Origin of the sequence: Paenibacillus methanolicus, assembly GCF_008124765.1 — a bacterium.
GTDB lineage: Bacteria > Bacillota > Bacilli > Paenibacillales > Paenibacillaceae > Paenibacillus_Z > Paenibacillus_Z methanolicus.
Window position 1 is genome coordinate 456,388 of record NZ_VNHS01000001.1, and the last position, 12,994, is coordinate 469,381.

The 12,994-nt window shown below is 57.0% G+C and carries 8 protein-coding genes; 7 read left to right on the forward strand and 1 reads right to left on the reverse strand.

Annotated elements, in window-relative coordinates:
• Nucleotides 1–24 precede the first annotated feature (24 nt).
• From BCM02_RS01680 to BCM02_RS01710, 7 genes are all read left to right on the forward strand, one after another.
• On the forward strand, nucleotides 25–2,259 hold the full coding sequence (locus tag BCM02_RS01680) for an AraC family transcriptional regulator (RefSeq protein ID WP_148927317.1): 2,235 nt from the start codon (nucleotides 25–27) through the stop codon (nucleotides 2,257–2,259).
• Nucleotides 2,260–2,674: 415 nt separating this feature from the next.
• Complete coding sequence (locus tag BCM02_RS01685) at nucleotides 2,675–3,580, forward strand: ABC transporter permease (RefSeq protein WP_148927318.1); 906 nt, start codon at nucleotides 2,675–2,677, stop codon at nucleotides 3,578–3,580.
• 15 nt (nucleotides 3,581–3,595) lie between these two features.
• On the forward strand, nucleotides 3,596–4,495 hold the full coding sequence (locus tag BCM02_RS01690; RefSeq protein ID WP_148927319.1) for a carbohydrate ABC transporter permease: 900 nt from the start codon (nucleotides 3,596–3,598) through the stop codon (nucleotides 4,493–4,495).
• 313 nt (nucleotides 4,496–4,808) lie between these two features.
• Nucleotides 4,809–6,455 (forward strand): type 2 periplasmic-binding domain-containing protein, encoded by a 1,647-nt coding sequence (locus tag BCM02_RS01695; RefSeq protein ID WP_246183143.1) that lies wholly within the window; start codon nucleotides 4,809–4,811, stop codon nucleotides 6,453–6,455.
• Nucleotides 6,456–6,960: 505 nt separating this feature from the next.
• On the forward strand, nucleotides 6,961–7,923 hold the full coding sequence (locus BCM02_RS01700) for an ABC transporter permease (RefSeq protein ID WP_148927320.1): 963 nt from the start codon (nucleotides 6,961–6,963) through the stop codon (nucleotides 7,921–7,923).
• 15 nt (nucleotides 7,924–7,938) lie between these two features.
• The gene (locus BCM02_RS01705) at nucleotides 7,939–8,847 is read left to right on the forward strand and encodes a carbohydrate ABC transporter permease (RefSeq protein ID WP_148927321.1); all 909 of its coding nucleotides are present in this window, start codon (nucleotides 7,939–7,941) and stop codon (nucleotides 8,845–8,847) included.
• A 33-nt stretch (nucleotides 8,848–8,880) separates the two neighbouring features.
• Nucleotides 8,881–10,545: an extracellular solute-binding protein gene (locus BCM02_RS01710; protein ID WP_148927322.1), complete on the forward strand. Its 1,665-nt coding sequence runs from the start codon at nucleotides 8,881–8,883 to the stop codon at nucleotides 10,543–10,545.
• An 85-nt stretch (nucleotides 10,546–10,630) separates the two neighbouring features.
• On the opposite strand, the gene BCM02_RS01715 is transcribed toward BCM02_RS01710, so the two are convergent.
• Nucleotides 10,631–12,922 (reverse strand): helix-turn-helix domain-containing protein, encoded by a 2,292-nt coding sequence (locus BCM02_RS01715; RefSeq protein WP_148927323.1) that lies wholly within the window; start codon nucleotides 12,920–12,922, stop codon nucleotides 10,631–10,633.
• Nucleotides 12,923–12,994 lie beyond the last annotated feature (72 nt).

A 12,994-nucleotide genomic window follows, 5' to 3' on the forward strand; every position in this document is an offset into this window, starting at 1 on the left:
CGAGAACGTAAAGGGAGGCGTTATATGCATAAAATTTGGTTTCGCAAACTGCTTTTATCATACCTCCCCGTGTTTTTCGTCGTGACCACGATATTGTTCGTCGTGTTCTTCCAGACCTTGAACGAGCAGACCCGCAAGGACGCGATCAAAGCCAACGCCTTCCTGGCCGAGCATGTCGTCTCATATGTGGACGGCTCGCTGAAATCCGTCAGCTACCAGGTGATTAACGATATTCTTACCGAGCCGGTCGTCGGCGCTTTCTTCGATGCGAACAAGGCCGGCGTCTACGGGAACATCCAAGCGATCAAAGCCATGGACGATTTGAAGTTCAGCCATCCGATGATCGATTCGGTGTATTTCGTACGCTTGGGGGACGGATTCGTCCTCGGGGACGGTTCGGGGAAGCTGGACGAATTCCCGGACAAGCCGCTGATCGACCGGTATGCGAGACGGGAAGCGTCCGCCAAGTGGACGGGAGCGCGCGCCTATCGAGCTTATTCTGATGTTGAAAGCACGGACGTCATAACGCTCGTGCAATCCGTTCCTTATTATTCAAGCAGCACGAAGGGCTATTATGTCGTGAATGTCAGCTTGGCGAAGCTCGGCCGGACGTTAACGCAGATGTATAACCAAGACACGAGCTACGTGTCCATCCTGGATGGAACGGGCCGGAGCTTGTTCGGAGGAACGGGCGAGGGCGAGCCGGGGCAGCGGTTGTCTCGCTTCACGTCGCCTTATACGGGGTGGCAGGTGGAGAGCGGCTCGGTGGAGAAAGGTTTGCTTCGGCTCACGATGGATGTGTACGGCATCTGGTTCACGACGGCGCTTCTGGCGGTGCTGCTCGGCATTGTGTGGGTCGGGTACGTCACGAGACGGAATTACCGGCCGATCGAACAGATCGTATCGCTCATACAGACGAGTTCGCTCGTTCAACCCGAGTCGGAGCGCGCCAAGCACAACGAGATCGGGTTCATTCACAGCGCGCTGACGCAGTTGATGGACGAGACGCGCAAGGTGCAGCGTGAGAACGCGGAGCATGCGATCATGCGGAGAAGGCACCGCTATCAAGAAGCGCTGGAAGGCGCCGCCGCGATGACGGAGGCGGAATGGCAGTCCGAGATCGATACCCAGCAGTTGGCGACGGACGGCAAGAAGGCGTTCGTCCTCGTCATGGAGATCGACCGTTACGGCGCATTCCTCCAATCGCACCATCCGCATGACCAATCGATCTATAAATTTCTGCTCGCCAGCATCGTCCAGGAAACGGCGCAGCAGCATGAAGCGGCGATCTGGGCGGAATGGACGGCCGACCGCCGGTTATCGGCCGTCGTATGGTTATCGCAAGAACGTCGCTTCAGGGAATCGCGGCATTCGATCGCGCAATCGATCGTCCAGTGGGTGAACACAAATCTGCGGTTCACCGTCACGATCGGCTGCGACGGAGAAGCGGATTCGCTGGAAGCGATCCGCGTCGCTTACAAGGCCGCCGGCCAACTGCTGTCGTACAAAGCGATCCAAGGTACGGCACGCGTGATCGAGCTCGAGCTGACGGGCCGGTCGCAAGCAAGCATGACCGAATATTACGCGACGATCCATGCGCTCGCGATGGCATTGCGATGCTCCGATCCGAGCTGGAGCCGACATCTCGATCAGTTGTTCCGGCACATGAAGGAGGACGTCTGTTCCCGCGGCGAGATCGAAAGTCTCCTTCAATTTCAGCAGCATCATCTGGGTCGCGCCTTCCGGGAGCTGAGCAAGGAATACGGGAGCGTCTGGCAGGAGATGGAGCGCGGTCTGCGCGACCTCGAGCAACAGTGGGAGACCGCCGAAGAACTGCATGAAGGATGCGGGCGGATTTACGCTTCTGCCGCTGCCTCGATGCAGCTGCTCCGGGATTCGCATCGCAACCGAGGCGTCATCCTGGACATCCGGAGCTTCATCGAAGCGCAGTATGCGAATCCCGAGCTGTCTCTCGAGTTCCTAAGCGAGAAATTCGAGCTTCAAGCCAAGAGCATAAGCAAGCTGTTCAAGGAGGAGTTCGGCGAGAATTTCGTCGATTTCCTCATCGGGCTGCGCATCCAGAACGCCAAGCGGCGGCTGGTCGAGACGGATACGTCGCTTCAGCAGATTAGCCAGGACGTCGGCTATTTCAACTACAATTCCTTCAATCGCGCCTTCAAGAACAACGTGGGCGTCTCGCCGAGCGATTACCGCCGGCAGACCGCCGCGGTCCATACGATTCAAGCCGCCAATCCTTAAGCCCGGACGGGGAAACCCGCCGTCGCTCAAGGATTTTTCTCGTCTACGCGAAATACGGGAAGAGAAGGAAATAAGCCGATTCGAACGTGCAGGCTCGGAAAGCGGCGTGGTACAAGGGGCGAGCGAAAATTGCAGAACGGAAGAAACTTACAAATTGCCGCCATCTCGACCGCCGAGCTAGGATGAATTTACGAAAGCGGATTGGTTTGCGTTCACAATCGGAGATTGGGAATGCAGCATTCCGCGAACACGAAAGCGGATTGGTTTGCGTTCACAATCGGAGATTGGGAATGCAGCATTCCGCGAACACGAAAGCGGATTGGTTTGCGTTCACAATCGGAGATTGGGAATGCAGCATTCCGCGAACACGAAAACAATAGAAACGCCAATTCAGAAAACATAAGGAGATTTGCCTATGGGGAAAGCTTGGATCAATTTCCGAAGGAGCTGGGAGTTATACGTACTCGTGCTGCTGCCCGTGCTCTACTTGCTCGTCTTCAAATACATTCCGATGTTCGGCGTCCAGATCGCGTTCAAGGATTTCAACGTCATCAAGGGCATCTGGGGCAGCGATTGGGTCGGCTTCAAGCATTTCGAGACGTTCTTCCATTCGCCAAACTTCTGGCTGCTCATCCAGAATACGATCGGGATCAGCTTCTATTCGCTGCTCGCCGGATTTCCCGTTCCGATTCTGCTCGCCTTGGCGCTCAACGAAGTGCGGACGGGTCTTTTCAAACGATCGGTCCAGATGATCACGTACGCGCCGCATTTTATCTCCACCGTCGTCATGGTGTCCATCATTATTCTAATGCTGACCCCGCATGTCGGCGTCGTGGAGCGGCTGCTCGGCTTCGTCGGCCTGCCGTCGACCAACTTCATGGGCATTCCCGAGTATTTCAAATCGATCTACGTCTGGTCCGGCGTCTGGCAGGAGATGGGCTATGCCTCGATCATCTACATCGCCGCGCTCGCCGGCGTCGATCCGTCGCTCTACGAGGCGGCGCGCATGGACGGCGCGTCCCGCTTGCAGAAGATCATCCACATCGATCTCCCCGCGCTCGTGCCGGTCACGGTCATTATGCTCATCTTAAGTCTCGGCAGCGTGATGGGCGTCGGCTTCGAGAAAATTTATCTGATGCAAAACCCGCTCAACGTCAGCGCCTCCGAGGTCATCTCCACCTACGTGTACAAGGTCGGATTGCTCGGCGCCAATTTCAGCTTCTCCTCGGCGGTCGGCCTGTTCAATTCCGTTATTAATCTGATTCTGCTGCTGACTGTCAATTTCATCGCGCGCCGCGTCTCGCAGACGAGCCTATGGTAGAAGGGGAGGAGGACCATGTTTAATCGCAACCGCATTCGAGAACCGCTGGGCGACCGGATTCTGCTCCTGATCATCTACACGCTGCTCACCGCGCTGATGCTCACCGTGCTGTATCCGCTCGTGTATATCGTCAGCTCCTCGCTCAGCTCGCCGAGGGCGGTCGTCTCCGGACGGGTATGGCTGCTGCCCGTCGAGCCGTCGTTCAAGGCGTACGCGTCCATTTTCAAAAGTTCGCAGCTCATGCTCGGCTATTACAACAGCATCGTCTATACGGTCATCGGCACGCTCATCAACGTCGCGTTCACGGTGCTCCTCGCGTTCCCGTTATCGCAAAAAGGATTTGGCGCGCGCCACGTCGTCATGGTGCTCATGATCATCACGATGTTCTTCGACGGCGGTCTCATTCCGACCTATCTGCTCGTCAAAGAGCTGCATATGCTCGATACAAGGTGGGCGCTCTGGCTGCCCGGCGCGCTCTCGGTGTTCCAGGTCATCATCGCCCGGACGTTCTTCCAGACGTCCATTCCGCTGGAGCTGCAGGAGGCGGCGAAGATGGACGGCTGCCGGGATACGCGCTACTTGGTCAGCATCGTGCTGCCGCTCTCCAAGCCAATCCTCGCGGTCATGACGCTCATGTATGCTGTCGGCCACTGGAACGCGTATTTCGACGCCCTCATCTATTTGCGGTCCGAGGCGCTGTTCCCGCTGCAATACGTGCTGCGCAACGTGCTCATTCTGAACGCGGCCGACCCGGAGATGCTCGCGAACACGGCGACGCGGCTCCGCGACCAAGGGTTCGAGCAGGTGCTCAAGTACGCGCTGATCGTCGTGGCGTGCGTGCCGGTGCTCGTTATGTATCCGTTCGTGCAGAAGCATTTCGTGAAAGGCGTCATGATAGGGTCGCTCAAAGGCTAGCTGAAGTTAGTGACTTGAGAGCCGAACAGGTGGGGGGCTGCGTATGCGTGGTGATTTCCGATCGCTGTTGTTCCCGATTTCCTTTTTATTTAACGTTTATTATTGGTGGAAATCGATCACAAAGGCGAACGCTTCGCTTCTCCAATTCACCACGCATGCTCCGCCTACTGTTCGGATCTCAAGTTCACAAAACATGGCCGCCTTCTCGCTCTTGAAAGGGGGAATGTCCGCCATGCTCTAGGTTGCCGAATATCGGCAAAATAGTTAGTTTGTCTGAGCAATTCTGGGGTGAACACGTTGAGGAGGGGTCTAGGTGAAAACACGATGGGGTTCGGTTGTGGCGATGTTTACGATTGCGAGCATGCTGCTGGCAGCTTGTTCAGGCGGGGGTGGAAATGAAGAGAAAGGCGGGAATCAAGGAGCGCCAGAACCGGCCGTGGCGGGGCCGGTGAAGCTGACGTTGTTCGCGCCGCAAGGGAAAGCGCCGCTGGAAGACAACGCGTACACGAAGCTGGTGGAAGAGAAGTTCGGCGTCAACATCAAGTGGGATCTCGCGCCGGCGGATGCGTTGGTCGACCGCCGGCAGCTGCTGCTGGCGAGCGGCGATTATCCGGAGGTGTTCCTCGAGGGCAAGTTCTCGAACGCCGATCTCGTTACGTACGGCAAGCAGGGCGTGCTCATTCCGCTGAACGATTTGATCGACAAGCACGCGCCGAACATTAAGGCGATGATGGAGAAGAAGCCGTACTTCAAGGAAGCGATGGTCGCGCCGGACGGCAATATCTATGGGATTCCGCGGCTCAACGAATGCTATCACTGTACCCATGCCCAGAAATATTGGATCAACAAGGAATGGCTCGATAAGCTGGGCCTTGCCGTGCCGACGACGACGGATGAACTGTATGCTGCGCTGAAGGCGTTCAAGACGCAGGACCCGAACGGCAATGGCAAGGCGGACGAAATTCCGCTGACGGGCGCGCCGGACAAATACGTGTGGAACGGGAATATTGACGCCTATCTGATGAACGCCTTTATTTATAACGATAACAGCAAATATTTGACGATGACGGACGGCAAGGTCGATTTCGCCGCCAATAAGCCGGCGTGGAAGGACGGCCTGGCATACATGCATAAGCTGTATGCGGAAGGACTGATCGATCCGGCCTCGTTCACGCAGAACGATCAGGCGGTCGGCCAGCTCGGCAAGCGCGAGGGCGACGAGATCGTCGGGTCGATTACGACCGCGCTGCTCAGCTATCTGGTCGACACGTACGACGACAACAACGAACGCCAGAAGCATTGGGTCATCGTGCCGCCGCTCAAAGGGCCGAATGGCGTTCAGCTGGCCGGAACTTCGCTCGGTCTGGGCGAATTCGCCTTCGCGATCACGAACAAAGCGAGCGAAGCGCAGCAAATCGCCGCCCTCCAAATCGCCGACTACGCGTTCTCCGAGGAAGGAGCGCTGTACAGCGAATACGGCCCGCTCGAAGGCATCGGCTGGAACAAAGCGGCCGAAGGCGAGAAGAACGTCGGCGGCCAGCCCGCGAAATATACGTTCGAGAATCTGCAGCCGCAGGACGAGAACGTCGTGCGCAACGACAGCTGGTCGCTGCTCGGTCCGAAGGATCTGTCCAAAGAATTCCGCGATCTGTTCGCGACGAACCAAGATCCGCTCAGCGGCAAAGGGTACGAGAAACGGCTGGCTGACGCGACGAGCACGTTCGCCCCTTACGCGCCGAAAGAAATCTATCCGTCCACCGCATATATCCGTCCGGAGGATTCGGACGCGGCGGCGCAGCTGACGACGTCGATCAAGGATTACGTCATGTCCAACATGGCGCAGTTCATTATCGGCGACAAGAATATCGAGAAGGATTGGGACGCTTACGTCAAAGGCTTCGACGGTCTCAATCTCGCGAAATATATCGAGATCTATCAAGCGGCGATCAAGAAGCAATAATGCGCAAATCATTCCCATAATCGTGCCAAGATCGAAGTCGTTGCGAAGAGAAGACGAAGTTGGCGCGCAGGCAGAAGACCGGGGGCATCGTCCCCGGTCTTTGTTATGGCCGGAAATGAGTCAACCGTCTATTCATGAATCGCGCCTCCGCCTTTATGAGATATAGCGCGGCCATACTTTGATGTGTCAAATTTACAGTCGCATACCTTACATGAAATTCGCTTCGTCCCGCCTATGTTAACGCATACACTAGCGCAGACTTGACATTGTCATTTTTGCACATGAAACCATTCATCGCCCGAACAGCGCAAAAATAACACACGGCGCGATTGTCAGTTCGATGCGTAAATCTCGCTTATGAAGCGATGTTAAGCGGTTTCATCTCGGATCGAAAATGACATATTTACCGGTCCTCGTCCGGTCGGCTACTGTTAATGGTGTAAGCGTCAGACAAGTTCACACGACGCACTCGAGTTTGCGACCAACCGAAGAGAGGAGTGATCCGATGCCGAATACGAACGCGGCCGCAACCAGCGTCGCTTTATCGATTCCGGCCAAGAAGAGGAAAAGGACCTGGAAGAAAATCGCCCGCAATTGGGAGCTGTATCTGTTCATCGCTCCCGCGTTTTTCTACTTTCTCATTTTCTCGTACGGCCCGATGTACGGCATCCAGATTGCGTTCAAGAGCTACATCCCGACCAAAGGCATATTCGGAAGCCCCTGGGTCGGCTTCGATCATTTCGTCCGGTTCTTCCATTCGTATTACTTCTGGGACTTGATCTGGAACACGCTGAGCATCAGCCTATACGAGCTGGCCGTCGGGTTTCCGATCCCGATCATTCTGGCGCTCGCCTTCAACGAGGTGAAGAACGGATTCTTCAAGAAGCTGGCGCAGACGGTGACGTACGCGCCGCACTTCATCTCCGTCGTCGTCATGGCCGGGATGATCATCTCGTTCCTGTCTCCATCGACGGGCATTCTCATCCGGATGATCGAATGGCTCGGCTTCACGGCGCCCGACTTGCTCACGGATCCGCGATGGTTCAAGACGATGTACGTGCTGTCGGGCGTGTGGCAGAGCGCAGGCTGGGGGACGATCATTTATTTGGCGGCGCTATCGGGCGTTGATCCGGGTCTGCACGAGGCGGCGATCATCGACGGCGCATCACGCTTCCAGCGCGTTCGCCACATCAACATTCCGACGCTGCTCCCGACGATGACGATCTTGCTCATATTGAACATGGGCAGTCTGTTCGGCGTCGGGTTCGAGAAAATCCTGCTGCTGCAAAACCCGCTCAACATGAGCAGCTCGGACGTGATCTCGACGTACGTGTACCGGTCGGGCCTGGTCGATGCCCAGTACAGCTTCTCGACCGCGATCGGCTTGTTCAACTCGGTCATCAACGCGATTCTGCTCGTCGTCGTTAATCAGATCGTCCGGCGGACGAGCGAGAATAGCCTATGGTAGGGAGGAGGGACGCGCATGCTAGCCGGCGTCAGAGAAACCAAGCGCGATAAGCTGTTTCTGTTCTGTAATACCTTGTACGTGCTGATCGCCTTCCTGATCGTGTTCTATCCGGTCGTCTACATGGTGAGCGCCTCGATCAGCAATCCGAAGCTGGTCGCCTCCGGCGAGATGTGGCTATGGCCGAGGGACATCACGTTCGACGGGTACAAAAGGGTGTTCGCCAATTCGAATATATGGGTGGGCTATACCAACACGCTGATTTACACGATCGTCGGAACCGCCATCAACTTGCTTGTCACGCTGCCCGCCGCCTACGCGCTCAGCCGGAAGGATTTCGTCGGCCGCCATTTCTTCACCGGCATGTTCATGGTGACGATGTTCTTCGGCGGCGGTCTCGTGCCGACCTATCTGCTCGTGAAGCAGCTGGGCATGATCGATACGATGTGGGCGATCGTCATCCCGTCCGCCGCGTCGATCTGGAATATCATCGTCTCTCGAACATTCTTCCAAAGTTCCATCCCCAGAGAGCTGCAAGAAGCCGCCCTGATCGACGGGGCTTCCAATATAAAGCTGTTCGTGCGAATCATTCTGCCGCTGTCGATGCCCATCATTGCCGTCATGGCGCTCTTCTACGGCGTCGGCAACTGGAACAGCTATTTCTCGGCGCTGATCTACTTGAACGATGCCGCCAAGTATCCGCTGCAGCTCGTGCTGCGCCAGATTCTCGTGCTTCAGGAGATGGGCGCGCAGGGCGGCGGAGCGATCGACGCCTCCACGGCGGCCGCCATGAACACGAAGGCGGAGATCGCGGCGCTCGTCCGCTACGCGGTCATCATCGTGGCGACGCTGCCGATCATCCTGATTTATCCATTCCTTCAGCGTTATTTCGTACAGGGTGTTATGATTGGTTCTATTAAGGGCTGATCGTTGCCATAAACAATTCGAGGGGGAGATTCGATGAAACATCTTCGCAAAGCCTCATTCGCGCTGCTCTGCGTCACCCTGACCGCTTCCGTGCTCGCAGCCTGCAGCTCGTCCAACGAAAAGGGGAACAACGCCGGCTCCGGCACGACGGACGCGCCGAATTCGGCGAACGCGGGCAATTCGAACAGTGCGGAGAATACGGAAGGCGTCAAAGGCGTCAACAAAGAAGGCTTCCCGATCGTGGAGGAGCCGGTCACGCTGACGATGATGTCGCAGGATGCCGGCGTGGCGGACTGGAACAGCATGCTCGTCCTGCAGGAGATGGAGAAGAAGAGCGGCATCAAGTTCAACTATCAGCTGGCGCCGATCGACAGCTTCGCCTCCAAGAAGAACCTCGTCTTCGCGAGCGGCGACTTGCCGGACGTCTTCTACGCGGCCGACCTGACGCCTGCCGAGCAGGTCACCTATGGCACGCAAGGCGCCCTGATTCCGCTTGAGAAGTATATCGATGAAGGATACGCGCCGAACATCAAGAAGCTGTTCGACGAGAATCCGGACGTGCGCAAGTCGTTCACGACGCCGGACGGTCATATGTACGCGCTGCCGTTCGTCGATTTGTCGGCCGTCTGGTACCGCAGCCCAATGTGGTATAACGGCAAATTCCTCAAGGCGATGGGCGTCACGGAGCTGCCGAAGACGACGGATGAGCTGTACGCGTTCCTGAAGCGCGTCAAGACGGAGGACCCGAACGGCAACGGGAAACCGGACGAAATTCCGCTCACGTCCGTCAAGCTCGACGATCTTCGCATGTTCTTCTTCGGCTTCTGGGGCATGTACGACGAGACGATCTACGCGGACAAGGACGGCAAGGTGCATTATTCGCCGCAAGAAGAGGGCTACAAGGGCTACTTGACCTTCCTGAACAAGCTGTGGAACGAAGAGCTGCTTGATCACGAGACCTTCTCGCAGACGTCCGATCAGAAGAAGGCGAAGGGGCAGAACAACCAGATCGCGCTGTTCAACGACTACTTCCCTTACTTCACGCTGGGCGGCGAGCCAAGCGGCGACAACCCGCTCATGACCCCGGTCAAGAGCGAGATCGAAGGCAGCCCGGTCTATGGCAAGCATCCGGGGATGTCCGCCAACGGCACGTTCGCGATCTCGAGCAAGAACCCGGCGCCGGAAGCGACGATGCGCTGGATCGATTACCTGTACAGCTACGAAGGGGCGACGTTCTTCAATCAAGGACCGGAGAACACGCTTTGGAAATACACGAACCCGGATACCCACGAGAAGGAATGGCTGCCCGTCCCGGGCGGAGGCGACCGGGAGGAGTACCGCGGCACGATTACGCCGAACTTCGGCATCCTGACGCCGGGCGTCAATACGGGCGAACTGGCCAAAGGGCTGCGCAGCGAGTTCGACGACTGGATCGATAAGGAGACGCAGGAGAAGCTGGCGCCGATCGGCAAAGCGCCGTTCCCGAACGTCTATCTGACCAACGACGAGCAAACCGAGGCGACCGCCTTGCTGTCCGATCTGGATACGTACGTGCTGCAGATGGAAGCGAAGTTCATCACGGGGCAAGAGCCGCTCGCGAACTGGGATAAATACGTCGCGCAAGTGAAGCAGATGGGCAGCGACCGGATCGTCGAGCTGTATCAAGGCGCTTACGACCGTTGGAACACGGGCAAGTAATCGCGCCAAGCCCATAGTCGAATAGCCAGCCGTTCGGATGTGAGCACCCTGGCGGCTGGCTTATTCGTTTCCACGCTTCCATTCATTACGCTTCTTCTAGCTCGCAATCATCGTTCGCCGCTTCGGAAGAGGCGAATTGCTTGCGGTATTGACCCGGGGTCAAGCCGGTTTCCTTCTTGAACTTGCGGATGAAGTTAGGCGTGTCCACGTAGCCGACCTTCACGATGATGTCCTTGAGCGGTTCGCTCGTCGTCTCGAGCCGATGCTTCACTTGCTCCATGCGCTTGTGCCACACGTAGTGGACGAAATTGACGCCTCGCTTCTCCTTGAACGAGCGGCTGACGTGGGAAGGGGAGATGCCGAACTCGAGCGCGACGCTCTCCAAGCTTAAGTTCATATCCGCATAGTTCGCATCGATGTAGGCGACGATCCGGTCGATGACCGTCTGCTCTTCCTTCTGATGGTGCTTCTCGACTTGGCTGCAAATTTGCGAGGCGAGATGCTGCAGGGCGCGCTCCAGCTCTTCCGGCGAAGGATGAAGCATCGCGTTCGGCGAGATCTCCTGCGCCATCCGGTGGTAGCCCAGTTCCGACGCCGTCTTCAAAATGGTGTTCAGCAGATCGAAGGACATACAGCGCTTCAGCAGGGCGGAGAGTTCCGCAGACTGCATATCGGCAACGGCGGCTCTAATGATTTGAGCGGTGACGTCGTAGCTGCCGAGCTTCAAGCTTTGCGAGAGCTTGAGCAGCGTCCCCGCCGGAATCCAGAACGCTTGATCCGGGGCATGGGACAGCTTCTCGAAGTACGTTACGACGCCGACGCCCGGTTCCTGACGAAGCTCGAACGCCGAGCAGGCTTCGATGAACGACTGGTTGATCTGATCGGGACTGTCGTAGCCGTTGCCGACGCCGATGATCGGCACGACGTCGAACGATTCCTGCAGACGATCTCGCACGGCTTCGGCGATCTGCTGGATAGGCGCGAAGTCGTCGGCATCGGAAGGCGGGTCGAAGCAGACGATGAGTCCAAGCTGATCGAGCTGCGGCAGCTCGACGCCGTATCCGTGCGCCGAGAGGGCGGGCAGCTCCAACTGATCGAGCAGCTTCGTCAATTGTCTGCGCGTCTTGATGCGATCGGATTCCGCATGTTCCCACCCAATGACCAGGACGACATGGCGGCCGCGGTCGAAGCGGAGATTGAACGCCTCCTGCAGCTCGGGCGTCAAACTTTGGGCGCGGCCGTGCTTAAGCAGCAGGGACAGCACGTGATTGCGCGCGAATGGTTCCTGGAGGTCGACGCGCGAGCTGTATTCTTGCAGCGCGGTGCCGATTCGGTCCAGTTCGTTGCCGGCCGGCGGCATGGCATCCGGTTTGCGATTCGGTTTGGCGCGCGAGGACGCCAGATCGACAAGCTTGGAGATCGGCCGGTATTGCATGCGGGCCATGAAGAGCGCGATTCCCGCGCCGGCAATGACGACGAGCGTGAAGAGCATCAGGATGATGCTGCGCACGTGCAGCACGCTGCCGAAGAATTGCGCGCTCGGCATCGCCGTAACGTACGTCCAGCCGTTCATATCGGATTTCACGGTCACGATCGAATGGGCTTTGCCGTTCAAGCTGCGCTCGGCGATTCCCTGCGGCAAGTCGGCGAACAGCGCCGATTCTTCCGCGGAATCGAGCGCCTCGCCTTGATGATTGTCGATCAGCACGCGGCCTTCGTTATCGAGGATGTAAGCGAGACCTTGGTAGTTGCCGAGAATGGTATCGATCAGGCCGGCAAGCTCGGCTTCTTGAATCAGATACATGACGGTCCCGTGCGGATTCGGATTGTTCGGCGTAATCGGATTCAGATAGGCGAGCATCGATTCTTGCCGCCCGTTAGGCTTGCTCACGATGTCGGCCGGTCGCATCGTCGGATACCTCGCGCTGTTCAGGTTCTCGAAGAGCGTATCCTTGTCCCAATTCCGGAAGCTGGTGTGATGGGCGAATACGTCGTAATCGTTCAAGCCTTTGCTGGAGTAGATTTTCAGATCGCGATGAAAATACAAGTAGATTTCGCCGATGATGGAGCTGGTCGCCTTGTATTGATCGAGGGCGGCGATGGCTTCGCCGCTCGTAATCGGGTCGTGCACCCGGTAAGGCGTCAGACGTTTATCGTAGGAAATGCGGGAGGCGATCTCGCCGAGCTCCTTCATCCGGCCGTCGATCATGAACTTGGCCTGCGTTAATTGGGCAAGACGGGATTGTTCGATTTCGGAACGCAAATTCGAGACGGCGTTGTGGTAGATGAGGGCGGTCAGACAGATGAGCGGAAGCAGCAAAATAAACAGATACGACCAAATATAGTTCAGAAATAGCTTCGATTTAAAGTAGGTCATTCTTTTTCAGCCTGCCTCCTTTGTCGAATCTAATGTTCTCGCATGTTTACATGATAGCAACAATTTGGAGCG

Coding starts and splice junctions, on each gene's coding strand:
- BCM02_RS01680 (WP_148927317.1), top strand. CDS start 25: ATGCATAAAATTTGGTTTCGCAAACTGCTTTTATCATACCTCCCCGTG.
- BCM02_RS01685 (WP_148927318.1), top strand. CDS start 2,675: ATGGGGAAAGCTTGGATCAATTTCCGAAGGAGCTGGGAGTTATACGTA.
- BCM02_RS01690 (WP_148927319.1), top strand. CDS start 3,596: ATGTTTAATCGCAACCGCATTCGAGAACCGCTGGGCGACCGGATTCTG.
- BCM02_RS01700 (WP_148927320.1), top strand. CDS start 6,961: ATGCCGAATACGAACGCGGCCGCAACCAGCGTCGCTTTATCGATTCCG.
- BCM02_RS01705 (WP_148927321.1), top strand. CDS start 7,939: ATGCTAGCCGGCGTCAGAGAAACCAAGCGCGATAAGCTGTTTCTGTTC.
- BCM02_RS01710 (WP_148927322.1), top strand. CDS start 8,881: ATGAAACATCTTCGCAAAGCCTCATTCGCGCTGCTCTGCGTCACCCTG.
- BCM02_RS01715 (WP_148927323.1), bottom strand. CDS start 12,922: ATGACCTACTTTAAATCGAAGCTATTTCTGAACTATATTTGGTCGTAT.